At 57.9% G+C, this 24,865-nt stretch carries 19 protein-coding genes; 6 read left to right on the forward strand and 13 right to left on the reverse strand.

Annotation, left to right across the window (positions count from 1 at the left end):
• Positions 1-385 precede the first annotated feature (385 nt).
• The 7 genes from FJV83_RS35835 to FJV83_RS35865 form a co-directional block, all read right to left on the reverse strand.
• On the reverse strand, positions 386-952 hold the full coding sequence (locus FJV83_RS35835; RefSeq protein ID WP_063169418.1) for a hypothetical protein: 567 nt from the start codon (positions 950-952) through the stop codon (positions 386-388).
• A gap of 24 nt (positions 953-976) precedes the next feature.
• Positions 977-2,950, reverse strand: coding sequence for a DUF3732 domain-containing protein (locus FJV83_RS35840; protein WP_063169419.1), 1,974 nt, complete (start codon positions 2,948-2,950; stop codon positions 977-979).
• Positions 2,951-3,463, reverse strand: a complete 513-nt coding sequence (locus FJV83_RS35845; protein ID WP_063169420.1) for a three component ABC system middle component — start codon at positions 3,461-3,463, stop codon at positions 2,951-2,953. It lies immediately after the preceding gene.
• Positions 3,460-4,626, reverse strand: a complete 1,167-nt coding sequence (locus tag FJV83_RS35850) for an ABC-three component system protein (protein WP_063169421.1) — start codon at positions 4,624-4,626, stop codon at positions 3,460-3,462. Before FJV83_RS35850 ends, FJV83_RS35845 begins: the two co-directional genes overlap by 4 nt.
• Before the next feature lie 323 nt (positions 4,627-4,949).
• Positions 4,950-8,423, reverse strand: coding sequence for an AAA family ATPase (locus tag FJV83_RS35855; protein ID WP_063169422.1), 3,474 nt, complete (start codon positions 8,421-8,423; stop codon positions 4,950-4,952).
• On the reverse strand, positions 8,420-9,679 hold the full coding sequence (locus tag FJV83_RS35860) for a DNA repair exonuclease (RefSeq protein WP_063169423.1): 1,260 nt from the start codon (positions 9,677-9,679) through the stop codon (positions 8,420-8,422). Before FJV83_RS35860 ends, FJV83_RS35855 begins: the two co-directional genes overlap by 4 nt.
• Positions 9,680-9,750: 71 nt before the next feature.
• Complete coding sequence (locus FJV83_RS35865; protein ID WP_063169424.1) at positions 9,751-15,336, reverse strand: DUF3320 domain-containing protein; 5,586 nt, start codon at positions 15,334-15,336, stop codon at positions 9,751-9,753.
• Between the two features lie 636 nt (positions 15,337-15,972).
• Here FJV83_RS35865 and FJV83_RS35870 point away from each other — a divergent pair.
• Both FJV83_RS35870 and FJV83_RS35875 read left to right on the forward strand, forming a co-directional pair.
• Positions 15,973-16,386, forward strand: a complete 414-nt coding sequence (locus FJV83_RS35870) for a MucR family transcriptional regulator (protein WP_082826711.1) — start codon at positions 15,973-15,975, stop codon at positions 16,384-16,386.
• A gap of 34 nt (positions 16,387-16,420) precedes the next feature.
• Positions 16,421-17,251, forward strand: a complete 831-nt coding sequence (locus FJV83_RS35875) for a thermonuclease family protein (RefSeq protein WP_127224212.1) — start codon at positions 16,421-16,423, stop codon at positions 17,249-17,251.
• Positions 17,252-17,264: 13 nt separating this feature from the next.
• Here the strand turns inward: FJV83_RS35875 and FJV83_RS35880 are convergent, their stop codons facing one another.
• From FJV83_RS35880 to FJV83_RS35905, 6 genes are all read right to left on the reverse strand, one after another.
• Entirely contained in the window at positions 17,265-18,410 is a 1,146-nt protein-coding gene (locus FJV83_RS35880) for a DUF4236 domain-containing protein (protein WP_095770037.1), read from the reverse strand.
• A 50-nt stretch (positions 18,411-18,460) separates the two neighbouring features.
• Complete coding sequence (locus FJV83_RS35885) at positions 18,461-19,519, reverse strand: hypothetical protein (RefSeq protein ID WP_224571173.1); 1,059 nt, start codon at positions 19,517-19,519, stop codon at positions 18,461-18,463.
• On the reverse strand, positions 19,507-20,823 hold the full coding sequence (locus tag FJV83_RS35890; protein ID WP_063169428.1) for a hypothetical protein: 1,317 nt from the start codon (positions 20,821-20,823) through the stop codon (positions 19,507-19,509). The genes FJV83_RS35885 and FJV83_RS35890 overlap by 13 nt, the downstream gene beginning before the upstream one ends.
• Positions 20,823-21,641, reverse strand: a complete 819-nt coding sequence (locus tag FJV83_RS35895) for a hypothetical protein (RefSeq protein WP_063169429.1) — start codon at positions 21,639-21,641, stop codon at positions 20,823-20,825. The genes FJV83_RS35890 and FJV83_RS35895 overlap by 1 nt, the downstream gene beginning before the upstream one ends.
• On the reverse strand, positions 21,634-23,073 hold the full coding sequence (locus FJV83_RS35900; protein ID WP_063169430.1) for a hypothetical protein: 1,440 nt from the start codon (positions 23,071-23,073) through the stop codon (positions 21,634-21,636). Before FJV83_RS35900 ends, FJV83_RS35895 begins: the two co-directional genes overlap by 8 nt.
• 197 nt (positions 23,074-23,270) lie before the next feature.
• Positions 23,271-23,711 carry a hypothetical protein gene (locus FJV83_RS35905; RefSeq protein ID WP_126066778.1) on the reverse strand — a complete coding sequence of 147 codons (441 nt, stop codon included), beginning with the start codon at positions 23,709-23,711 and terminating at the stop codon, positions 23,271-23,273.
• 153 nt (positions 23,712-23,864) lie between these two features.
• Here FJV83_RS35905 and FJV83_RS37825 point away from each other — a divergent pair, with 153 nt between their 5' ends.
• Genes FJV83_RS37825 through FJV83_RS35925 form a run of 4 tightly spaced genes read left to right on the forward strand, consistent with a single transcriptional unit; the run spans position 23,865 to position 24,846 of the window.
• Complete coding sequence (locus FJV83_RS37825; protein WP_095770035.1) at positions 23,865-23,975, forward strand: YHYH domain-containing protein; 111 nt, start codon at positions 23,865-23,867, stop codon at positions 23,973-23,975.
• Positions 23,976-24,003: 28 nt separating this feature from the next.
• Complete coding sequence (locus tag FJV83_RS35915; RefSeq protein ID WP_082826591.1) at positions 24,004-24,243, forward strand: hypothetical protein; 240 nt, start codon at positions 24,004-24,006, stop codon at positions 24,241-24,243.
• A 52-nt stretch (positions 24,244-24,295) separates the two neighbouring features.
• Entirely contained in the window at positions 24,296-24,580 is a 285-nt protein-coding gene (locus FJV83_RS35920) for a DUF6804 family protein (protein ID WP_063169433.1), read from the forward strand.
• Positions 24,581-24,594: 14 nt separating this feature from the next.
• On the forward strand, positions 24,595-24,846 hold the full coding sequence (locus tag FJV83_RS35925; protein WP_127248734.1) for a hypothetical protein: 252 nt from the start codon (positions 24,595-24,597) through the stop codon (positions 24,844-24,846).
• The last annotated feature ends 19 nt before the right edge of the window (positions 24,847-24,865 follow it).

A 24,865-nucleotide genomic window follows, 5' to 3' on the forward strand; every position in this document is an offset into this window, starting at 1 on the left:
CCCAATCACCTGATGCCAATCCAGAATTAATCGTCATTAAGGGCATTGGTAAACTCAGTCTGAAACCCCACCCTTAGCCAGAAAACTCTCCTGTTTTCAATCGCATAGCCCGCCCGCCAGCAACCGATAATTCGGGACCGGTAAACCCGTGAAAGGCCCAATAATTCCGGACGTCACACCAGTCTGCCCTTTTATGCGACTTTTCGAGCACAGACCGGGAACATCTGACCGTTTCCATTCATCGCCCAAGGCCGGTTTAGCGCTGGAAAAGCCAAAGTGCGGGAGTAAGAATGGCCGCAACGGGGCCGGAAGCCGTCGGTCAGCTTTCGGGGAGTGATCCCGGTAAGTTCGCAACTCATTCGCTTCTTTTCTGCAGTCCCCGCCATTACGAGTTGGCGGTGTCGGTCGCCGAGGGGATCAACGCCATTACTGCGGCTAGTTCGGCCCTCCGGACGAGGAATGGCATGCGCGTCGTCCCATAGTGCTTGGCAAGATGGAAGCGGTGCATGCCTCCTACGATGTGAACTTGGCCTTGGTACTCGCCGAGCAAAGGCGGTGTGACACCGCGGCCATGCAGCCATCGGTAGGCGATCCCACAGCTCTTGCTCTTGTAACGTTGATGCCAAGGACCCTTGTCCCTGCTGGCGGCGTAGGTAAGCCTGCCGCCAACGTCAGTGACATCAGCGTCGATAAGAATGAAATCCGTCGAAGCGTGGTCGCTGGGATCATCGCCGTCGAACGCGAGATAGAAGTTTGCAGGATCGCAGTCCCATATCGCAGTCAGTGCAACCGGAATGTTCTTTCTTCCTTTGCACCAGATGTCGACCTTGCGTTTCTCCTGAGCGCGGGCGACCTCGAAGGCTTCGTCTAGTTTTCCTTCCGCGACATCCATGGCTGTGATGACGTTCAAGCCAAGGGCCGTCAGACGGTTGATCTCGTCCACGTTCGCCATGCCTTCTCCTCTGGCAGCAGATTATTATCCACCGTTGGAAGATGCGGCGGCAATCCAAGCCTGAGGCACGAGGGCCTGTCCACGCCATTCCTCAATCAACTTGACTCCGGGAAGCTTGCCCCAGACGTCCTCATCTGCATGATCCAGCACGATGATCTGGAGGCGACCTTTCGCGGCCATGACCTCAGCGCCTAGGAGCGCAAAGACCTTCCTGACGGCGACCACGTCCTGATCCCTCCACGCGATGAGGTCGGGGCCCTCGTCGCCCGCCGCCCGCTTAGGAAAATAGACTTGGCTAGGTTGGTCGAAGATCAGCTGACCAGGGACTGGGTGATGAGGTTCGGCCAGGAAGTAGTGCTGCAGCGCAAGCATTAGTGCGACGTGATACGCGAGCCAATTGGCGCCGCTGCCAATCTCCCACAGGTAGTCCTCACGCGTTCCCCTAGTCACCTTGACGGTCAGGTCTTCAATCAACAGCCTAATCGGGGCCTCGGGCCACTCCGCGTCAAGCTGCGGAATCAGCCGATTGGCATGATGGGAGACTTGGTGCAACGCGTTGAATAGCTTGCGCTGGATGTCGGCCTCGGAGATCGTCTTTTGCAGCGTTGCAATATCGGCCTGCAGCGAGGTGAGTTCCTGCCGCAAATCCGACGACTGGTCGGCGCGGTCGTAGACGTGCAACGCCTGCTCCAATCGACCGAGGAAGCGCTCAAGCCTATCGAAGCGATTGGCCTCGTCTCGGGCGACGTCAGAGTCCCGTTCCAGCACCGCTATCTCGCTACGGACATCGTTCAACTCAGATAGGACCGCTTCAGCGGCGCCGCGCTGGCGCAGGATTTCCTTGTCAAGCGTGTTAGACATCGCAGGGTGGGTCCGCAGTCGGATCTCCAGACCGCCGAGGTTGTCGCAAAGGGCCAAGACCTTCTCGCGGCCGCCGTCCCCGAGTGCGACCAACGGATCGGCGAACTCGTCGGCCAAGTCCCTCAGCCACGTGGAAAGGTCCAAGCGGTCACGTTGGATGCGCATGGCGTCGCCGTACGCCTCGCTGCTCTCCACCAGACGGCGCAGTTCGTTCAGGCGCTGACGATGCTCGGTAAGTCGCGCGGCGATTTCAGTTTCCGACGCACGAAGGGTTTCCAGACGCGTCAGCACCACATCGATGCCGGCCAGGCTTGGTCGAGCAAGACTTGAGTTGCTGTTCGACACGCGCCGAAGCAGGTCAACAACGTCACTCCAGTCCTTCGGCACTTCAGTGGAGGAATCGACTAGGCCAAGTTCGACTGCCTGACGCAGCCACGCCTCCGCCTCCGCCCGCCAAGCGCCAGTTGCCGACACGATCGCGCGTAGCTCAGCCTCCTTCCGGCGGAGGTTGCGCTGGAGCCGATCGATCTCAAACCGCGCCTGGAGAATCTTTGCCGTGACCGCGCCCAGAACGTACGGGAAGATGGTCTTTAGCTTCTCCCGGTGTTCCGTCGTATCGGCCTTGAAAAACATCACGTCGGGATTGGCGATCACGTTCTGAGGTTGGAACGTGAAGGCCATGAGGTCGCGGAAGCTTGGCCTTTGCTTGAATCCATTCTCTGTACCTGGTTCGAAGTCGAGGTCAGTCAGTCCTGCCAGGCGGTTCATCGCGCGCTTGACCGTGTCGACATTGGTGGTCTTGTCGGTGATCGTCTCCGGAATTTCGACCTGTGCGCCCTCCAGCAGCACCATGTCGCCTGTGCTCTGTTGGTCCCCCGGTTCGCGTCGCGCCAAGAGCTTTTCGCCCTCCAGCGTCTCGATCAGAATGCCGAACCAGCTGCAGTTCTCGCGGATTACGCCCACCGGAATCGCGCATTTCTCCGAGCCCAGACAGTAATCAACAATAGGGATAACGGCGGACTTCCCGGTCTTCGACGCGCCGCTGATGACGTTGACGACACCGGGCTCGAACTTGACGACCCGCGGCGCTGCACCATTGCGGGGCCAAAGGATCAGTTTTCGAAGCTGGAAATACATCTAGAACTCCACCCGTAACAGGTTGGCCACCTGCGCGGTCCCCAGGTTCGAAAACCAGAAACCCAATTTCTCCGAGGCAGGTCCGAGGTGCTTGACGCGCTCTGGAAGGACGAGCCTCCTCGGTTTCGGTTCTGGTACGTTTGCTCTTAAAGTAGCATCCTTGTAATCCACGGACAGCAGCCGCCCGCTCACACCGACAGCGGCCGATTGCAATGTCAGAGTACGCAGCAGCAGCGCTCGCTCGTGGACGGCGAGGAGTTGTTCCCGTTCCTTCCCGAGCTTGGCCGCGAAGAGCGCCAGTCCAGAGGGTCGGTTTGTCGAAGTCACGATTTCGAGCGTTGCGCGATGCAGGACGATTGGCAGCACGAGAAACGCCAAGGCGAACGGCGCTGGACGTTCGTCCTCAGCCTGGAAACCTTGGCCAAATTGCCACAATGCGAAAGCCCCAAGTCCTGGATTCTGGACAAGGGCGAGGTCGCTGAGCGGTAGGTGCGATCGGCCAGCCTCAATCAAGTCGCTGGCTCCAAAAGAGTCTGGTAGTCGGGATGCCAGCCGAGGCGCAGGCCGTGGGCAAGGGCGTTGAATGATCCGTGGACGAAATGACCGGGGACGACTCGACCATCGAGTGGAGGCTGCAACTGCGCGCAGCGCCTGTAAACTATTCTACCACGAACCGTTGCGGGGTGTCCGGCCTGTATGTCGTGCACCTCTGCACTGACGTGCTCATAGCGACCGACAAGATCATCGTCCCAGTCACTTAGGTTCTTCTCAAAGATTAGCCCGCTTTCGCCCCAGATCGAGATGTCGGCGAGCGTCCTAAGGTAATCGCTAACAGCCCGGACGCACGCTTCGTCTCCCACCTCGATCAGCTCGAGTTGGCGGACGAAGGCGGGACGGTCGGCGATCAATTGTTCGATGGCCTCGACAGGCGGTTGCTTGGTGAAAGACGACAGCAGCCCTGGAAGGTTGTTCTTCTGAACAAATGCTCTTTGCTCGGCCTGAAACGCGTCCACGTCCAAGATGGCGGGCTTGCCAGCTCTAATCAGCCTGTCCGCCGCCTCCTTCGCAGCGCCGATCGCGCGTTCGCACACTAGGTCGATGATGAGCGGAGAGACCGTCGGCTTGAAGATCGCGCGTATCGGATCGACGGGATCTGCATCGACGCTGATAACGGCGAGATTCTTGACCAAGGCGGCGCAATGAGCCGCATCAGCGTTCAGGAAAGCTTGGACGTCGGCGTCGCATGCCGGTGCAGCTTTCAGCTTGCTGTGGGCTTTGGCGAGGTTAGCGACCAGCGCCTCCACGTCGGCATCTGTTTTCGCGTCGTTCAGCGCGATCGCGAAGGCACCCGCCTTCACCGGTGTGACATATAGCCGGAAATGGCTGGTCGCCGGGTCGATCTCTCCCGCCGCCATGAAGCTGAGCCAGTTGGCCAGAGACTTCCACAGGTCCGCAGCCCAGTCGGATATCGGATTTTGCTTCAGTGCGCTCTTGCTTTGCTCAAGAACGACTTCGCCGCCGACCAGGTGAACCGCCACATCGTCTAAATGTTCAAGAGAGACCAAGGCGCCGCTAGGCGCGTTGAGCAGGTGAAAGCAAAGGCGTACAGGTTGAAGCGCATAGCCGAGGTATTGGCCAGCGGCGCTGTGTTTTCCCGTTTGCGTCTTCGCGTTCATTGCCCATCCCGTTCTCCCGAGTCGCACCGGAAGAAGCCAGTAACGATATTGGTATAGTTCGCCGTTGTTTACAATTGGCGCCCCGGCGATAGGACGGCTAGGCGCGATACAATTGCTGTTTAGGGCCAGCTCTCGAAGTCCAGATTCGGCAGGACAATGAATTTGCAGGACGTCCATTATGGGCACATCGGGGCCGTCTATGGCTCGGGCGATATGTCCGCTTTTGGACGAACGCGAAGTTTGCCGGAACGTCTGACTTTGGGCGCATACTTGCCGTCAAATTCGGCGTCCTTCACTGGTTCGTTCACGTATTCCGGAGAAAATTACTGTGCGAGTTGATGGATCCTCGTTCCCGGTACGACAGCCTCAGCTATTTCACATAGATGCTTATGGTGCGTCAGGTAGATGACCTGACCTGTGTTTGCCATCGCTCCGAACAGCCTGAAAACCTCCTCCGAGCGAATATGGTCGAACGTCTCCATGATGTCGTCGGCGACGAATGGGACCGAGGGCCGAAATTGCGCGAACTCGTAATAACCGGCGAGTCTTAGGGCAAGGTACAGCTGAAATCGTGCACCCTTTGAAAGCGCTTCGGTGACCTTGGATTGCCCGTCACCCTGCACAGCAATGAGAACCTCACCACCTCTTACAGGCTGGGTTGTCAGCCCCGAATACTGGCCACGCGTCATTAGCTTGAACGCGTCTGATGCGCGCGCCATCATGCCGGAGCGATGGCTCTCACGGTAGATCCGCAAAGCATTGCCAGCCGACATGATGCCAAGCTTCAGCTCTATGTAGCGAACGGCCTTCTCCTCGATTTCCAGCAGGGTTGTGCGCCGTTCAGCATCCAGGCGTGCAACCGCACTATCACCGCCGATGGCGTCCAGCTTGTCGGCCGCGCGCGTCTGCCGGATCAGCTGTTGCTGGATGGTTTCATCGAACAGGCGAAGCCGCTGCTCACCCTCAGCCTTCTCGACCGCGAGGCCGTCGAAATCGATCGCGTCCAGGATCGAGCGGGCCTGCTCGAATCCGTCGACCGCGAGCTCCGCCACTATCCGTTCCTCAAGTTCGGCGACGGTGGTGCGCAAGCCATCGCGCTCACGCAACAGCTCATCGCGTTCGACTACCTCGGGCAGAGTGGCGACACCAAAGACGCCCAGCACCTCGTTCTTGCGGCGTTCGTGTGCCAAAATCTCAGTGTCGAGGATGTCGCGCGCCTCCTTGAGGCGCTTCAGGTCGTTGCCGAGGCTTGCCTTCGTTTCACGTGTCCGCTCGGCACGCTCTAGGCGCTCGGCAAGGCGGATGGCCAACTGCTCCGGGTCGGTATCCTTCGTCGGCTCGTCGGCTTCAACCGCAACGGCGATGACCTCGACCAGAAAATTGGCCCTGTCGGCCTCCATCTTGTCGATACGCAGCTGCAGGTCGTCCCGTTCCTGCAGGCTTCTTGAAAGTTCGGCCAATTGATCGAGCACAGTGCCGACGCCGGATGCGGAGAGCCCGCTTTCGAGCCAAGTTCCCTTGAGTGCTTCGGTAATGCCGGCCAGCCATTCCTCCTCGCGACGCTCCGCCACACCTACTGCAACCCGTCGTGCCGCTAGATCCTCTTCTTTGGAGCTCACCATTCTGAGCGCCTCGGCATACTCGGCGTCCACCTTGCGCTGCCGATCCAGAAACGGCTCCGCGATGGCCATGATTGCTTCGAGGGTGTCGTTGGACTCTGATACAATGCCGACGCTTCCCAGCACTGCTCTCATTTCCAAGCGTATCTGCTCGCCGGCGTCAGCGGCTCGCTCGGCCTTCAAGCGAGCAAGTTCGATCTGCTCCCAGGCAGCGAGCGCATCGCTGCGCGCCTCGATCTGATCCTCGATCCTTTCGATCAGGCGCTCAGACGAAGGTTCCACGGCGTCTCCGAGCAGGTCCCTGGCGGCCGCGCGGATTTCCAACAATTGGGTATCCACATCCTTGCCGAGCTGTGTGCGTTGGATGCCGTTGCGTGACAGGTTGGCCGCGGCCTCGGCCAGCTCGCGCGTAGTTGCCCGGATCTCAGCCAGATCCGCCGCGCCGGCCAGCCGGCCTGCGCTGGCAATGTCATCGCGCGCCAATGCCACGGCGAAGTCGTCAGCGGTGTCACCGGTCAGCGCTGCGCGGTGCGTTGCCCACGCATCATCGCGAACTCGGCGGATGGCGGTAGCCGCTTCATCGTCGACAATGTCGCCCGAGGCACGAAGGGCATCCAATCGTGCGGCGAGCATGGCATGGTTGCCCTCGTATTCAGCAAGGCGTTCGGCAAGTACGGCGGTGTTCCTTGCCAGTTCTGACGCTACCGTCTTCCAGGCGGCAATCTGCCCGGCGCTCGGAACCGCGACGTTGGCGAGAGCGAGGGCATCTCCGTTCCATGGACGCAAGCGCGCGAGCGCCGCCTTCCATCGGATTGTTCCCGCATCTTCCGCCTCGCGAGCCGTCCTAATCTCTGCCTGGTGTCCGCTTGCTCGCGCTTTCGACAAAGCCGAGCCCAGCCTTGCCCTGGCAGGTTCGGGCACCGCCCTTTCCTCGCCGACCCGCTGCCTTGCCACCTGCAGCGCATCGAGTGCCGCCGCGGCTTCGTCGCGAGCGGCACGCATCCCGGTAGCAATCCCGGACCTCTGCTCGACCATGGCGCGAACGACGCCAACGGTGACGGCAGGCAGAAGCAGCGCGCCAGGATCCGCCTCGGAAGATCGGCCCAAGGCGGCAAGGCAGCTCGCCACGCTGTTGTTGAGGATTTGCAGCTCCATCCTGCGAGTGGGCAAGTCAAAGCCAGCCGCGGTATGGCGCACCTTGCTCTCCGCCAGCCCGCGAATGCGTTCGGAAATCGACAGGATCGGTTCGTCCTCGTCGACCGCAGTGACTTTTTCCGCCAGGCGCTCGGTCTCGTCGATGTTTGCGGACAGCCGCGTTCTGAGGCTGGCATCGTCATCGATCAGTTCGGTGACACTTCCCGTCGATGTCCGGGCTGGGGAGGCGATGTCCGGCAGCTGATCCAGCCGGGCAATCTTGCGCCGGATATCCGCCAGCATCGGCGCAGCACGCACGTAACGAGCAAAGGTATCCAGCCTGGCCACCAGCACCGCCCGATCGCTGATGGTTCGGCCGTACTGCTGCGCTGCATCGAGACGTTCGGCCTCCAGGCCCTCGTAGGTTGATGCAAGGGTGTCGATCGCATCCCTGCGCGACTTTACGTCAACAAGGCGCTTCTTCAACAGCGCCAGTTCGGTTCCATGCGCCTGCTTCCGATACAGAGCGTCTGCTTCGGCCTCGAGGGCGTTCAACGTATCACTTGCGTTCCCAAGACCGGCGCTGGCCGTGAACAGAAGCTTGCCGAGGTCGCCCCGCGACTCCAGGATAGATTTTCCGCCGGCTTCCAACGTCTCGTCATCGAGTGAGAACATCGTCGTGTAGGCGTCGCGCGACAGACCGGCGAGATGCGCCGTGATCGCCACCTCGCTTACCGGTTGGCCCGTCGCATTCAATAGCGAATTACTGCGCTGTTTCGTACGCGTGAACGTGTGTTCGGAGCCGGCCAGTTCCAGCACCCCGCCGATGCGCATGGCACTGTACTCGTGCAGGAAGTTGTAGCGGCTCCGTTCCTCGATGCCGAACAGCAAGTCTAGATAGGCCGAAAGCGCAGTCGATTTGCCGGCCTCATTCAGGCCAAACACGATATGCAGATCAGGTCCGGATTCCGGTTTGGGTCCGAAGTCGATCGAACGATCGGTGAACTTTCCATAACGAATGAGGTCAAGGCGCCGCAACCTCATGACGATCCACCGGCCTTAAGGCGGGCAGTCACCAAGTCCGCGCCCTTGGAAAGCACCTGATCGAGGAACTGTTCCAGCCCGGCTTCGTCCGTCCCAGCAAAATCCCGCCCGTCGGCCGGAAGGTCGGCGACCATCTTTTGGACGAACGCCCTCGCCTCAGCGCGGAAGGCCTCCGAGGTGGCATCGGCACGCATTGATTGCTCGAGTTCGAAAATCGGATCAGCAATATCCTCGGCGGTCTCCGTCCGAGGCGGCGCGAGGTCAAGCTCGAGCTTCTCCACCCACGTATGGCCTAGCTGTTCCGCAGCCTGTTCGGCTTCGGCAAGAAGGAGGTCCCTGTCGCGGATCAGCGCCCACATCAGTGGTGACGTTCCTGTCAGGCCAATGCGAGCCACAGCATGACGCGATCGGACGGTTGCCCGCATCTCTTCGAGTGCGAAGCGAACACGCGCGACGGCCTCGGGCCACTCCACCGCTCCGGTAAGGTCGACGCTCACCCGTTCGAACTGCGCAACGCTGGTCAGCCGTTCCTCGATCTCCACCGAACGGTCGTGGCGCACCGTCACCAGGGTGACTGATTTCTCACCGGCCTCGTTGATATCCCTCCCCTGCGGTATTCCCGGCATCACCACGGCACTGGCGCCAGGATGGACTTGGCGAGCATGGATGTGGCCGAGGGCCCAATAGTCGAAACCGTGGGCGTGCAAGTCAGCGATGCTGCAGGGCGCGTAAACGTCGTGACCTGGCGATCCAGCCAGACTGGTATGCATGATGCCTATGTTGACGGCCCCTTCACGAGCCGCCGGATATTTGGTTAACAGGCTGTCCGGCGCCTTAGGGTTCGCAAAGCTCAAACCATGGAATACGACGTCCAGACCGCCGGCTGTCTGCAATACCGACTGAGCACGACCACCAAAGATGGTAACGGTGTCGGGAAATACCAGCTGTTTGGAAATCCGCGACAGGGCGTCATGATTACCGCGGATCTTGAAAACCATGATGCCGGCCTGGTGCAGGCGTGTCATCTGCGCGCCCAAGAACCGCGCTGTCTTCATTGAAGTCTGGTCGCCATCGTATAGGTCGCCAGCAATGACCAACGCGGCCACACGTTCCTCAAGGCAGAGATCCACTATCGAAACGAATGCCTGGCGGCTGGCGTCGCCCACCAGCCCGGCAAGATCGGGATTTCGCATCGCCAGCGAACGAAGCGGCGAGTCGAGATGAATATCGGCCGTGTGTACGAATCGAAATGCCATTCGGCCTCCGCCAGCAAAAGAGGTGTTCCGAGCTTCGACAGAAATTGCAACGAGGGCGCTGCAGCGCCCCGTTACACTTCAGCTAATTTCTCGCTCGCGGATTCGCCGGCCACCAACAAGCCGTCTTGGGACCGTAACACTCCTTTGGCAACCAAATCGGCGACCCCAGCTGAAATCAGCTGCCTTAATTGTGCGCTTGTGGCTTTGAAGCCCAGCATCCTGGCAACGCCTGTGGCGATTTCTTCCTCTGTCGCACCGAGGTTGGATTTCACGACTTCCATAGCGCCTTGGGCGACCTCGTCCTGCGCAATCATTTCGGGCTTGCGCAATCCAGCGGACACGACCCCACTGCGATCCCTGAGACGAACAGGAACACCTGGCTTGAAGCAGAAGTTGCCTCGACGGGCTACTGAACCACCTCTCTGTGCTATGCTTACCCCCCGCTCGATTGCATCCTGAATCCTGCCACCGGCCCGCTGCAGACCCCAGGCGTCCCGAATACGCGAAACTATTTCGTCGACATGGATTGGCGTTTCTGTAGCCACGACCTGCTCGACCAGTCCGGCCATGATTCCGCTGGGCGTCTCGTGGAGTTCGAACGATCCCGGTCGCTTTAGTTCGGCCTCTTCGTAGGCTCGATTGGGTGTCTCGGATCCGTTTGTGCTTTCGAGACCGATTTCCGTCACGTTGCCTCGGTCGACCGTAACAACCTGCACGGCTACAGCTCGATTTCTCTGGACCCCCAATTCGGCCCGCTCATCGAGTTCTTTTCTGGCGGCCTCAATCGCTAGTATGGTTCGCTCCAGCTGCTCACGAGGCCGTTGGAACCAGTCAGCGCTCCAGATGCGATGGATGATCCAACCATGGTCTTCCAGAACCGACTGCCGAAGCCGGTCTCGATCTCTGGCCGAGCGAGATGAGTGATATTCTGCGCCATCGCATTCGATGCCAAGAATATAGCGGCCTGGCCTCTCTGGATCCGCAACTGCGAGGTCGATGAAGAAGCCGGCAATGCCCACTTGAGCATGAACCTGATAACCCATTTCGATCAGCGCGTTGGCTACCTGTTCTACAAAGATTGAATCCATTTCGCGAACCGTGACTTGGGCAAGCGAAATTCGCCCTGTTCTCGCGTAGTGCAAGAAGAGCTTGAAGGCGAAGATGCCTTTCCCTTTGCCACGCTCCAGGTCGATGTCCTCGTCTGTGATGGACGCGAATACTTCGCAGCTGCGCTTGGCGCGGCTTATGAGGACGTTGAGCCGACGCTCGCCGCCTTCCGCGCCAAGAGGGCCGAAACGCATGGCCATGTATCCCTGGGCATTCTTGGCATACCCCACCGAGATCATGATCACGTCGCGCTCATCGCCTTGAACATTTTCGAGGTTCTTGACGAAGAATGGCTCGCTTGGATGAGCGTGAAAGAATTCCTCGGTGTCGGGATTTAGTCGCCGCAGCGCTTCGAGTTCATCCTGGATCGCGCGGCGTTGGCTAACCGAAAATGTTGCAACGCCTAGAGTCTCTTGCGGGTTCACCTTCGCATGACGGATGATCGCCTCCGCTACTGCTCTCGCCTCTACCGGATTGGTTCCTGTGCCGCCGGAATCGAAGACCCCCTCCGGCACATGATGAAACCGCAACCCCATACCTGCCTCTTGGGTATAAGGGCTTGGCACGATGAAAAGCCGGTTCTCGTAGAACTGGCTGTTCGATACTGCGATTAGAGATTGGTGACGGCTACGGTAGTGCCAGCGCAGCATACGCTGCGGCAAGCCGCGGGCCGTGAACAGGCCGAGGATGCTTTCAATGTCGGCGACCTGCGCGCCCTCACCCTCGTCATCTTCAGACTGCGAGCCTGTCATCTTCGCGAAGAATGTCGTGGGTGGCAGTTGGCGTTCGTCGCCAACGACGACCACCTGACTGGCCCTGGCGACCGAGCCAAGTGCGTCCACGGGCTGGATCTGAGACGCCTCGTCCATCACGAGCAGATCGAAGGACATCCGGCCGGGCGACAGGAATTGCGCCACCGAAAGCGGGCTCATCATGAACACTGGCTTCAGCGCCTGGATGGCAGGGCCTGCCTTCTGCATCAATTGCCGGATGGGCATGTGGCCTCGTCTGCGCGCCATCTCAGAACGAAGCAGTCCGACAGGTCCAGCTCCGCCGTCTCTTGAAGGAATTTTCCGGTGATGAGCCGTTACAACTTCGATGGCGCCGGCCTTGATGCGCTGGCGGTCCAGATCTGCGAAGTCACGTACAGCCCTGGAATGCAGTTCCCCGTCGAACCTTGCCAGCTCCGGCTCATCGGTCGCCATCGCCAGAAACATTCGTTCGTAGTAGGCCATATCAAAAACTGATCGAGCCGATCCTGTTGTAATCTGGCCGTTGGCTAGGCCGTCTATCAACTGTCCCAGTCCAGCCTTTCGGGCCGTTTCGGATCGCTCTTCATAGGCAACCCATTTCGAGAGCTGCTCCTGATGATCGAGCCAACCCTGCAGCCGAGAAACGACCTCGCCTATCGCGACGTCCGGAAAATCGACTACTCCAAACAAGGAGGGAGCATCGGCTTTCAAATCCCCTGTAAGCGCCTTCAATTCCCGCGCTGCCGCTTGGGCCGCTTCACGTGCTGAACGTGCCGAGTTTGCGATCTCGATTCTTTCAGGCAACCGCGCAGCCAGATGTCGGATCGAGCCATTTTCTTTCAGCCAAAGCTCGGCTTGCGTGAGAGCGGCCCAATCGGATCCTCGACCGTGCCACGACGAGCCGAATACGAACTTGCCAAGGCTCTCTCCCGCATCGATCCCTTGAGCAAGTGCTTGTAGTCTGCCTAGTCGGCGCAGTAGCTCCACCCGCTCAGTGATTAGATCCGGAACGTCAGTCAGAACCTGTCGTGACGCATCATCGGCTTGAGCTACAGTGCTCGCCTTCGCTTCCATCAGTTGCAGCGAGGCCCGCTCGGCGGAAGCCACGTCGCCTAGCATGGATGACGCGAGGTGCCCGAGATCGTTCCAGAAACCTTCGATAATTGGCCGACCGATTTCGATAACCTTGCGAACGCGCGCTGCACGCGCACCGGCCTCGGAGCGTTCCGCCATCCGGCCGGCGATAATCCGAGGTTCGGGGCCTAGCCCTCGTAGAGTCCGCATCCACTCCACTAGCGCGAGCAGTGGCGCGGAAGCCGATCGCTCCCCACGCCAATCTGCCCCGAAGGCGGAACGGCCAAAAGCGTCGCCTTCGCGGACTCTTGCTGCGGCAGCCTGACCCTTCATCAAAAGGTCGAGGAGACCAACTATCTGCGTCGCAGGCGCGCTAGGGTCGACCACAATAGTCCGCGCAAGTGCTGTGGCGCGACGGTAGTCGCCGTTCAATGCTTTCAATATTCCCGTGTGTGTGGCGAGCGCCTGCCGCGCCGCGGCCACCTCGGTGCTCCACGCCGCGTCAACAACCTTGCCCTGAAGGTCGGCTCTGGCAGCCTCAAGCGTCGCTACGCTGTCGGCAAGGTCGCCTGCCTGCTCAAGTCCGGAGTCCCAAACGGTGGCTGCGAAGGCCTCCGGACTTGCGTCAGGTGCTGCCGCTACTCGCTCGCCGGTCACGGCCAGCCTGAGCAAGCCTGCCAACGTGTCTGGCAATATCGCCGATCCGAGTTCCTGATTCAGGCGCTCAGCTTCTTCCCTCAAGCGTGGGAGCAGAATGGTGAGCTGTCGCGCACGATGGAAACCATCTTTCGGAAATTCCGAGGGAAGCTTTGCAAGCTCTGTCTCGAGACCTTCAATTGGCGTGTCGATAGCCGTTGCCGCCAACTGCTCCGAAAGTTCCTCGGACTTGCGGGCGAAATCCGTTCCTGACCAGAGAAGCGATGAAATGTCTTTCGGACGCTCATCCCATACCGGCGAGACGAGCGCCTCGGCAGGAAGTCCAGGCGCGGACGCGAGAAGCTCAGCGCGATCTTCTATCTCGCCGCTGTCGCTGAGAATTTTCGGAGGCTCGGCCTTGATCCGCTCAGCGATACCGACCAGTTTGGCGTGCAGTGCCTTGGCTTGGTCCAGCAACGCCGCGATGCGTGGGACGAGCCTCTCAATGGTCGTTGGAAGAACGACATCCAGGCCAACTCCCCGCCACGGGTGGTGGATCGGCAAGCCGATCTCGTTGATCCGCTGAGAGACCTCATCGAGCAATTTGCGACGTTGCGAAACGCCGTCAGTTGTCCAGCTTGTGGCATCCGTAAGTTCGATGTCCACTGGTTTCTGACCGACCTGCCTTAGTCGGGTTAGCTGGCCGAGAACCTGATAAGGAGTGAGTTCGGACGCTCCGAACGCAACGTGCATTCGTGCAGCATGTGCGTTGAGTTTATCGCGAGCCTCCAGCAAGCGATCAGTTAGGGAAGAAGGAAGCTGGCCCCTGGGCGATCCGAGTTGCCAGGTTCGCCGCAGCTCCTCTAGCATCATGCGCTTGTTCGCCTTGTTACTATGCAGCTCAAGGCAGGCGTCCCCCACCCCAGCAGTGTCAAGCCGTCGCTTGACGACCTCCAGCGCTGCCATCTTTTCGGCCACGAACAGCACGGTCTTTCCGTCGGCAACGGCCGACCCAATAATGTTTGCGATCGTCTGCGATTTTCCTGTCCCAGGCGGACCTTGGATAACGAGGTCGCGACCTTTTCTGACGTCATGGATCGCCAGTGTCTGAGAACTGTCACTGTCGACGATATGCAACATTTCGGCGGGCGCAATGTGCGGATCAATCGCTATGTCGTCCGACATAAGCGGCTCGCGTGTTTCGAAACCATCTGAAAGAAGCGAGCGGATCTTCGGTTGTTCGATAATCTTTGCGCCATCGGGCCAGAGATCCGGATCCAGATCACGGTACATCAAGAACTTCGCAAACGAGAAGAAGCCGAGCACCATATCGTCGCGAAGCACCTCCCAACCCTCTTTGGTCGAAATTGCTTCGGCAACGGCATCGAGATAGGCCGAGACGTCGAAGTCATCTCCCACCTCAAAACGCGGCAGAGCGAGCTTGTGAATGCGGTCGAGATAGAGTTCCAAGGAGAGGTTTGCGGTAAGATCTTCCGGCCGGGCTCGTAGGCGGAATTTTTCTCCAGCGGCCCCTCGCTCAAGCCGAACCGGCACCAAAATGAGGGGGGCCTGACGGATGTTCTCTTTGTTGTTCGGGTCAATCCACTTCAGCATTCCAAGGGCCAGAAAGAGGATATTGACGCCCTGCTCTTCCTCGAGTGTGCGGGCATCATGGTAGAGATCAAGGAGCCGCCGCTGCAGCCCAGTTGGGGTCATACGCGTCTGCAGCTTGGTGTCCGAGTGCCGCGCGGATATCCCTCTGTTATCGACTCCATCGTCCTCTGGTTGGGCGAGAGCGACGGGGGAATAGTCGATCTCTTCGTCTGGAGGGCTGCTTTCATCCTGGCCCGCTTTCGGCCTATCGGGCTTGCCGGCCAGGAAGGTAAAAGCCTTTCCTTCGGTCACCAGCAATCGATAAATTTCGGACGACTTCTCATCGACGATATCGATCGTCTTCGCGCTCTTGGAAAACCGCGGCACATTCAAAAGTCGATTGCGGGCGGAAAGATCGAGCAACTCCATCCTGGCGCGCTCGAGTTTCTCCTTTAGAGGGAGATCGCTTTGGAAGACTGACTGTTTTACGTCCAAGACTTACATCCCCTTTGAAAGGAGAACCAGCTAGAGCCCGCGTAGAGCGTTCGCGCAAGAAAAAACAGCCGTGTTCAATTAGAAACGACTGCGATCACTTCTGGACACCGTCCAATATTGCGACGTGTGATATGGGTCAGAGCCTGCATTCTTGGCCCCCTTTGCCTAGTCGCTATCCGACGAGGATTCTCGCTCCCTGCCCCCGTATTTAGCCGCCTCCACAATGTCTTTTTCTGACACAGAGAGTCCGTTGCGGACCCGAATGGCTCCCGCACTTGGAACGCGGTCCAATTCAGATCCAGTCTTTGCCTTATCCTTCTGGGGCTTAACCTCCGGCGGCGGGTCTTTCGAAAATGTCATGCGTAGGTCCTACTCGTCCAAATCTAAATGCATCCGCCTGTGAGCCTCAAGCCGCTTTCCTGGTCATACAAAGAAAACGCCGCGCCCAATCAATCCACCGTCTCTCGTGGTTCCGCATTCTGATTGGCGCTTTAACATTCATCACTATTAGCGCCTGGCATTTAGTATCCTCCCTCTACTGGTTTTTTTAGCCGATAAGTAATAGATCGGGATTTCACTGCAGAAGTCCGGAGCCATGAAGTGACTGACGAAATCCAAAATACGGCCACCGCGCTGATGGAGCTTACCGCCGATATCGTTGCGGCTTATGTGAGCAAGAATTCAGTGCCGGTCTCCTCATTGCCGGACCTTATTGCCAGCATCAATTCGTCATTAGCGCGTATCGGCCAGCCGTCCGAACCGGAAAAACCCGACCAAGTTCCCGCGGTCAACCCCAAGCGCTCAGTCACTCCAGACTACATCGTCTGCCTCGAAGACGGCAAAAAGTTCAAGTCCCTCAAGAGACACTTGAACACGCATTTTGGACTGACGCCCGACGCCTATCGCCAAAAATGGGGCCTCTCCAACGATTACCCCATGGTCGCGCCTAACTATTCAGCCAATCGCTCCAGATTGGCAAAATCGATTGGCCTCGGTCGCACAGCAGCCGCGCCCAAGAAAGCAGCAGCCAAGAAGTCAAAGACGCGCTAGCAAAACATTTGGCAGCTTCGCAAAGGATCGAAAATTGAATCGCGATCGCTATTCCCATCGCCGCAGCTCGCGGCCAAGACGCGGCCGGGTTTCAATTATGCGCAAGCGTTTCTTTTCACATAAATCATTAGCCGCGATCCTGGTGATCACGCTAGCAGTGGGCGCTTATGTCACCTCCTACTTTACAGGGTGGGGCAACCAGATCGCGGGACCCAATACAGCAAGCGCACTCGGGTCAAAACCGAAGCCTATCGTCGGCGTAGCGTCCATCGTTGACGGGGACACGATCGAGATCCACGGACAGCGTATTCGTTTCAATGGCATCGACGCACCTGAAAGCAGCCAAAACTGCAGCGACGCAAGCGGGCAAGAATACCCATGCGGCCGCAAATCCGCAGAAGCACTGGACATCTTCCTCAGTCAATCCCGACCCATCCAGTGCAACTTTGTTTCGTGGGATCGTTACAACCGCTTCGTTGGTGATTGTCAGCGGGCGGACGGTGCTAGCATTGCGTCTTGGATGGTCGAACAGGGTTATGCCCTGGATTGGCCTCGATACAGCCATGGTAGTTACGCGTCACAACAGGCAGATGCCCAAAGGGCCAAGATTGGCATCTGGGTTGGCACTTTCACAGCCCCTTGGGATTGGCGAGCAACACATGCAGCCAACAATAAACCCGGTAATGACACATCCTACGGCCTTACAGGCCGTCGCCAAATAGCTCAGAGCTATTCGTGTCAACCGCGTCGCTATTGTAAGCAAATCTCCTCATGCGATGAGGCGCGCTGGTATCTCAATAACTGTAGCTGGGGACCCAAATTGGACCGGGACGGCGACGGAATTCCGTGCGAAGGCATTTGCTGACCAAGCCAATTCCTTAGCGCGCTTTCAGCAAGCCGGACTGGCCACCAGCGTTTCGGTGCATTTGCGCGAGTGCCAATAGAGCCTGGCAAAAGGGCTGGCTGACGTTTGTCTTGGAAAATTCCACCAGCTCGTTGAGCCCGGATGGGCTAGAAAACCGCAAGGCTTCGTAGCGACAGACAGGGATCTGCCGATTATCTCTGAAGCGTTTGTCGGGTCCGCCATTCTTATTGGGATGAGCCCAGGTATAGCTCACGATCTCAGCATCAGATGGAACTTTGCCGGTCTCAATAAAATTGCTGGGGGCAAATTGCGTCCTGAGGTCTCCATACCCAACGGCACCGTACTGGTTTCCGTCCTTCACCAAAATCATGTCTGGCATGAAATAAAGGATTTGCCGGCCGACGTGTATCGACGGTGGTGTGACATTGCTGCGAACAACCGTCGGCAAGGAAGCTTGGAGCGTCGTCGACTTTTTATCGACCAACATCGTGGCTCCCGCATTGCGCTTCCAAGTCGTCAGATCCTCTATCTTGCCACCAGCCGCGACATGCCAACTCGCCGCGCAGCGTGTGAGCGTGTCAAAGGCGGCGACAAGTCGCCCGTAGGCCGCCTCCGCGTCCTGCTCCAAATCATAGTAGAGCACGCTCACCCGGCGGTAGCTGTCCAACCAGTTGCCAATAAGCATGCCCGGCAAAAAGGCAGCAATACCGATCAGCGCCACCCCACCTCCCAGCATTGCGCCTGCGATCAATCCGGCGATCCCAAACAGCACGGCCAGGATGAGCGACATTCGCGTCTGCGATTGCCTCGCATTGATTTCATCAAGCACATTGGCAAATGTCTCATCACGCATCTCGATCACATCGGCGGACTCGATTTCTCTCATCACGACGCCACCGCTGACATATTCCACGGGTGAGGATGTTGGATGGGGCTTTGGCCCAGATGGGAATTCAGACAGTTGCAGCGTCTGCTTGGCGCTGCGCTTTCCCAAAGTGCCTCGGTAGTAGAGACCGCCGACGCCTGCATGAATATAATGCCCTCGTGGGCCAGTCCCGATACGAAGACCTTGCACGCCAACGGACGCGCCAACCCCGCCAGACGAGAAGTTAAAGCGGAAAGGTCCCGCACTAATCGATTTTCGAACGTAAAACCCCATCCCCGCAATCCCCCCCAAGCCCTGTGAGCGAAACCCAAGGGCAGTTCGCCTCACAACTTTGGTACCGGAACCAGTCCAATATCTGTCTCTCGCGAACGTTGCCTGACCCTGATCTCAATTCGCCTCCTCGCCTTGACGTCGCCGGCCTGTGCGCCGTCGGTGAGCCGGTCGCCAGGCAATATCAACTGGCCGCCGGACATTGGCAGGATGGTGAAGCCTTTCAGTTCCGGCATATCGCGCAGGATGCCTGTGACGGAGATCGCTCGCGCTAATCCAAGCCCGGCATTGTCGGCAGGATGGAGTGTGCCAATGTCCATCTTGCGCGCCAGTACGGGCTGAAGGCCTCTGTCCATATTCGATGAGTCACCGGACATCGCCTGCTCGTCCGTGTGGCCAATCACCTCAATGACGTCCACACCATAGGAAGTTGCAATTCCAGCAATGGTCTTCGACATCTGCCGCAACTTCGTTTTGAAGCCACCGGAAAGCTCCGCACTTCCAGTATCGAAATTATAGCCATCGAGCTCGCTAAGACTGATGATCGGTGGCCAATCGTGTGGCTTGTCAGCAGAGGCCTCGTTCCTTGCCTTCTTCAGTGCGTCAGCAAGATCCTTGGACGTCTTGCCCGTGCCAACGTAGCCGAGCTCGCGCAGAACCTTCATCTTCTCGATCATGGCTTTGGCCTGATCAACGTCGACGTCGTTGTCAGAGAGGACTTTGGCGGCCGGCGCGCTTTTCACCGCTTCCTCAAGGGTCAGTCCCACTTTTTTGATTGCCTCTGCGGCCTCTTTGGCCCGGACCAATTCACGCCATTCTTGATCTGGTACATTGCGTCGACTTGCAGGCTTGACCATGGCATTCAGCTGAGCCAGCAACCGCTTGTTTTCCTCGTCAAGCTTGCGAGCGTTCTCATTGAGGGACTGCGCAATCTTCTGCGCTGCCGCAGCCTCTTTCTTTGTCTTGGCGATGAGCGCGCCTGCAGCAAGCAAAAGGCAGAAAACGAGAAGCAGCATCGTCTCAGCCATCGTCAGGCCGAGTATCAGGCCGCGGCCATAGCCCTTGCGCTCAAACGTAATGGCTGTTCCGCTAACCTCACTCACCTGCCCCACCAACTTGCTCTCTTTGGCGGTTCACCCTTCTCCACCTCCGCCGGACTGCTTAACGATCGGAAGGTGTCGCCCTCCGTGTCATCCGAAACCTTGATTGGCGTCTCCACAGGGGAGGCAACAGTGGAAGGTGCCGCCACTCGCTCGACATCGTTCGCTATCGCATTGCTCAGAGGCTGGGGAGTGCGCACGGCCGGGAGGCTATGTTGTGTAAGGGTTGCGACGAGGCCGCGTGTTTCATTGCTGTGTTTCTGCATCACAGCCATGAACTCCTCAGTCAAACGCTGCTGCGCTTGGACAGTTTCTGCGGTCTTTTCTGCGGCCGCTGCCGCTCTCTCCACTCCAGTCGCCACCTTGATCACTGCGTCGGCAAGACCGGTCATCCGCGTTTGCTGCTCTTGCGAGGCTGTTTCGGTTTTTATCGCATATTGTGCGACAGCATTACCCAGGAGCTTGACCATCGGCGCCAGATCGTTCTTCAGCACCTCATCAGGAACAACCACCTTTTCCAGCTTGGCAGCCATATTGTCGGCTTGATTACCGAGCTTTCCAACAGAGTTGGACATCGAGCTGTTGGCTTTATCCAGCAAATCCGCTGCAGCTCCAACGCGGTTCGCTATCGAAGCAAACTGGGTTTCGACTTGCCCGAAATTGTGCTGCAACGCGTCACTGAGCTTGGCAGACGCCTCTTGGACAGGCTTGATCGATTCCATGGCAATATTGTCCAGGGCAGATCGAATGTGCTCCCCATTGCGTGCCGCTTGCTCGGCAATCTCTGCAAAGCCCTCTTCGAGCATTTGATGGCTGACACGACGAAAGTCGGCGAACTCCCTGGTTACGCTTTCCATCTCGGCTCTTACACGCCGTGTCATGTCGGCAAGTTCGTGCCTCGCCGTTCGCTCAATGTCCGCGGGATCGCGCCGCATCTGATTGTAGAAAACCCTCAGAGCAATACCGGTGATCGTCGACGTGATCGCGATGCCAAAATTTTGGACGATCGTGTCGGTTGAGCCTTCCGTTCCAAACTGAAACAGCGAGACCCCAAGGCTCGTCAGGGTGAACAGGAAGCCCATATAGTAGAGGTTATCGCCGGTCTGCTCGTCGTGCAGTTGTAGCTTTCCAGCAAAGATCGAAACCCCGAGATAGAAAAACATCAGGCAGGCCGGTGCTACCGCCGCGACGATCGGATTTACGCCTGAGAGTTTTGCAATGGCGATGAATACACACCCGCCGAGTGTCAATGCCGCGAAAACCACGACCGGCAGACGTGGATGATCCAGCAAAGGTTTGTCGTGCGCTCTCGCCATCAGTTTAACCCATCCAAGCCAACCAGCTTTTCGAACTCGCCGTGATGGTTCTGGACCCAATGTGTCCAGAACTCCGCGTGATCCAGGGTCTGAAATGGCTTCTTTGCCCGATCGATATAAAGAATTGTGATGCCCACCCCATCCAGCGACGTCCCATATGTGCGGTCGGCGGCGCTGTTGAGGTATTTTTGGTAATCCAGTCCCGATCGGTACTGCGAGTAAATCGTCGTATGCTCGATCATGTCAGAGGCGACCACCAATCGCTTGGGACTGCCCTGTTTGGCCAAGCTGCTATCGAAGAGCGACAGCTTGATTTTCTGAATTCCAGCCATGATCGGAGATTGGCTCGCGGAAGCCGCATTCGGGATTTCATCGGGAAGTTTGTTCAAAGGATCGCCGAAGGCGTTTTCCCACTTCTTTTGACGCCGCGCAGGATTGTTGGTCCAACTATCGACGGTCGACCCATCACCGGGATTGCATCCATCGAACATCACCGTCAGCTCACCAGGCGCCGAGCTCAGGGTATAAATCCTCACATACCCACCCGGCTCGACCTGCCCAATGGTCTTTCGGAACTCGTTCTTGAGATCAGCCATCGTCGTTGCCGAAATTGGATCAGTGGCGTCGATGAGGACGGCGGTCAGGCTGGAGGGTCCGTCCAATGGGCAATTCGTGTTGGCGTCGATATGGCCATTGCCAGACCTGGTCCACATCCAGCCGAAGCCGGCCAACATCGCAACGGATAGCACACCAAGGGCAATGGCCGCGGCAATGGTACCCGCATTGCCTTTCTTGCGTCTGCGGGTTCGCCTAGACATTCACGCTGTCCGGGTGAAGCTTATCAAGATCTCGGTACTGCTCAATTCCCCGTTCGCATTCCTGACCAATCAGACGAACCTGCTCGTTGAGTTCCTCCTGCGCCTGGCGAATTGATGCGCCAACATCTCCCTCATTCCACTCCCGCTCGCCGGTGACGTATGGCTTGATGCGATCAAGTTTGTAGGGCGTTCCGAAATGCTTGGGCGCCGGCTCGGTCCTCGCCTGGATGTTGGCTTCCCGATACATCGACAAAAGCTGATTGCAGGCTCGCTCCAATTGGTCTTGATGCTGCGCAAAAAGAGCCAGAAGCCTCGATCGATGATCGACAATCGCGCGGTGCTCGCGCCGGCGACTACCAAGCTGCTTGACGATTTCCTCCACTTTTTCGTTGTGGTCGTCGCGGACATCCTGCAGCTCTTCGATCAGTTCCTTCTTTCGATCGATGTAGTCATCGCGCCGTCGAACGAGCCGATTTTCAACGCCAGTGTAGCCTGGGTAAGGGTCGAGCACGAACCAGCCGTCGATAAAAGCGAAAAGCGAAAACATCAGGCCGATCGCAAACAGCAACCAGGACTTGATGTCCGTGAGACCCGCTGGATTGGCGAGCATATTACGGATGACCTCAGCGCCGGCGCCGTCAGCGAGCGAGCCGCTGACCTCACGGTAGTGCGCTAGCGCCAAGTTTATCGAAATCGCCAAGCCGATATAGAAAAGGATTGAAATGATCCCAACGAATTTTACGAAAAACGACCGATGGGTGACGAGACGAGCGCAGAAAACCGCCAGGAGCAAAGCCGCCCCGATGTTGATGAAAGAGAATGCCGCAGCCTCAAGGATGCCACCAAAAAATCCCTGCTCATTGCCCTTGGCCAGGAAGTTGCCGTTCATCGCTGTCTCGACCAGAAACAGAAATAGCAGAAGCGATAGCCGGAAAATGTGAGCGGCACCGTGCTGCACACGCGCGGCACGAACGAGACCGTGCTTCTCCTTAAACCATGCATGCTCTTTTTCGGCGTCGTTCAGGGCCCTTCTCAGGCCGTGAAGTTCATCGAGGCCCACGGCGACCGAGGCTTTGAAGTCCGAAACGCTAGCGGCATTCGTCTGACGGATTAGACCGAATTGTTCCTCGAAATCGAGGCCGGCAAGACGACCTCCAAGGAGTTGCAGGTTGTCCTCAAGAGTGTGATGCGCAGCCTTCTTCTCATCCTCAACGCGTTCCACGATGGCATGTTCGACATCGTCGAGATTCTTTGCCGTTTTCGGGGGTTGGTTCACCTCGCCGCGCTGCTTTCCGCGGTTAATGACATCCAGGTCGCCGTCGATCTTGGCAGGGTCCAGGCTGTTGAATAGCTGAGTGCTCGCCCGAAAATCGTGGTTGGATTCTCGCAGTGAGTCACGCAACTTATTTAGTTTTTCGAATTTAGAGCCCACGCACTCACAACCCCAACTTTACGCCCCCCGGCAGAGTGGTTTCTATGCATAGTAGAGCTAAAGGGCAACCGCACATTCACTTCTATCCACTTGCTAGTGCGGATCAGGCTCAATTGAGTTCCAACAAATGATCATGGCTGCTGATCAACTGGTTGATCGGCCGCGACTAGTCATGTCATGAGCCGTGCTGCGATGCTCTAAGGACAGAGTGCTACGAGCGGGTTCGCGACTGGGAAATTATCCACAGTCGTATACGTGTACTGGATCTCACCGCCCAGGCGAACGAAGGCAGATAGTTCCTCCGCACGACAGACATAGTTTTTGGTCATTTCATCGATCTTCTGGACATAGACCGGCCGCGAGACGCCAGCAGCCAACAATTTGGCGTCTACTTCCGCATCGGTCTGAGCCCAGGTGGCGTTGAAAACGATCCTTGGCCCGATTGCGATGATGCTCCGAACGGAGATGTTCGAACTGATCAGCATGGGCAATGCTGGAGCCATTTCGGTTTGCATTTTTTTTGCGTAGGCGCAGACGTCGGTCTTGGTGTACTTCGAGAGGCATTCATTTGCCGTCGCCACCCTTGGCCATGTCAGCAGGATCGCCAACGGGACGTGCATCAATCGCAATCCATCCAAAGTATTCTCCTCGCCCGATCTTGGCCTGCACAGAGGAGCATCTATCCTATTTGTGTTCACAGTGCCACGAGCAGCTTGTGCCCGACCGGCAATAGTGCTCTGTCTGAAATACTTTGGGAGGGCAATAAAATGAAAACAACATTTCTCGCGGCTATGGCCGCTGCAATAATCGCTTGCGCGACCGGCGCGTTTGCACACAGTGGCGGCACTGATGCCAACGGTTGCCATACCAACCATAAGACCGGCGCGTATCACTGTCACTGAAGGTCACGCCTTTCTGAGGGACACAAACATGCTGAAGAACATCATGTCAGCTCCGCTGGGCCTCCTCTTCATGCTGGGCGGGCCGATCACCTACGTGATGAATGTCGTCGACACATGGCAGGGCCATGCATCAGTGGTCGTAAAAATCCTGATTAACTTGAGCCTGGATGCGATGTTGGCGTTCATTTGGCCGATCACTTGGGCAATCTGGCTTTTCAAATATATGGCGGGCGCCGAAACTCCACTAACAACCGTGCTGGGCGTTTGAGGATCAAGTTTGCTGAAAATAATGCTTTTCGACGCCGGCCGGAACGGTCCGGTTGGTCTGCATCTGTGTAGCTATTGCCTCGCTGCTGGCGGTAGCGCCATGGCCGTACGGCTATTACCAATTCCTCCGCGTGGTGGTCTTTTTCGCCGGGATCTACTGCGGAGCCATGGTGTGGCGATCAGGCCCTGAAAATCGCACCCTGGCTTGGGCGCTGTTTGGAGCGGCAGCGATCTTCAACCCGTTCATGCCGGTTCATTTGCCGCGCGAGCTGTGGGCAATCTTCAACGTCGCAGCGGCTACTCTGTTCGGCTTTGTCGCATACCGGCACCGGAATTAAGCCGATAATCTGAGATGGCCAAGAGTGGACCTGAGACGCCGAAGGTCAAGGCGCGCCCGAGGGTCACCGTGTCACAGCCGTTGGCGCTTTATGCGGGAGATCTCCTCGAGCGGACGAAGGAGTACTTCGAGGCTTTCAACCATCTAGGCTCGGAGTCGGAAAAGGCGCATCTTTTTGCCCGTTATTTTCTATTTTCGCATGCCCTAGATGTGGAGCTTCAACAGGTTGTCCTCGATCAGGGCGAGGCGACTGATAGGCGTTTTTGACTTTAGGCTGCCATGTGGA

This window comes from Mesorhizobium sp. WSM4307 (assembly GCF_007003945.1).
Taxonomy (GTDB): domain Bacteria; phylum Pseudomonadota; class Alphaproteobacteria; order Rhizobiales; family Rhizobiaceae; genus Mesorhizobium.

Bases quoted from the DNA above. Each gene is read 5' to 3' on its own strand.
- FJV83_RS35880 (WP_095770037.1), bottom strand. From the start codon at position 18,410: ATGGGGTTTTACGTTCGAAAATCGATTAGTGCGGGACCTTTCCGCTTT.
- FJV83_RS35860 (WP_063169423.1), bottom strand. From the start codon at position 9,679: ATGGCATTTCGATTCGTACACACGGCCGATATTCATCTCGACTCGCCG.
- FJV83_RS35915 (WP_082826591.1), top strand. From the start codon at position 24,004: ATGCTGAAGAACATCATGTCAGCTCCGCTGGGCCTCCTCTTCATGCTG.
- FJV83_RS35855 (WP_063169422.1), bottom strand. From the start codon at position 8,423: ATGAGGTTGCGGCGCCTTGACCTCATTCGTTATGGAAAGTTCACCGAT.
- FJV83_RS35840 (WP_063169419.1), bottom strand. From the start codon at position 2,950: ATGTATTTCCAGCTTCGAAAACTGATCCTTTGGCCCCGCAATGGTGCA.
- FJV83_RS37825 (WP_095770035.1), top strand. From the start codon at position 23,865: ATGGCCGCTGCAATAATCGCTTGCGCGACCGGCGCGTTTGCACACAGT.
- FJV83_RS35835 (WP_063169418.1), bottom strand. From the start codon at position 952: ATGGCGAACGTGGACGAGATCAACCGTCTGACGGCCCTTGGCTTGAAC.
- FJV83_RS35895 (WP_063169429.1), bottom strand. From the start codon at position 21,641: ATGTCTAGGCGAACCCGCAGACGCAAGAAAGGCAATGCGGGTACCATT.
- FJV83_RS35925 (WP_127248734.1), top strand. From the start codon at position 24,595: ATGGCCAAGAGTGGACCTGAGACGCCGAAGGTCAAGGCGCGCCCGAGG.
- FJV83_RS35890 (WP_063169428.1), bottom strand. From the start codon at position 20,823: ATGGCGAGAGCGCACGACAAACCTTTGCTGGATCATCCACGTCTGCCG.
- FJV83_RS35870 (WP_082826711.1), top strand. From the start codon at position 15,973: ATGGAGCTTACCGCCGATATCGTTGCGGCTTATGTGAGCAAGAATTCA.
- FJV83_RS35850 (WP_063169421.1), bottom strand. From the start codon at position 4,626: ATGAACGCGAAGACGCAAACGGGAAAACACAGCGCCGCTGGCCAATAC.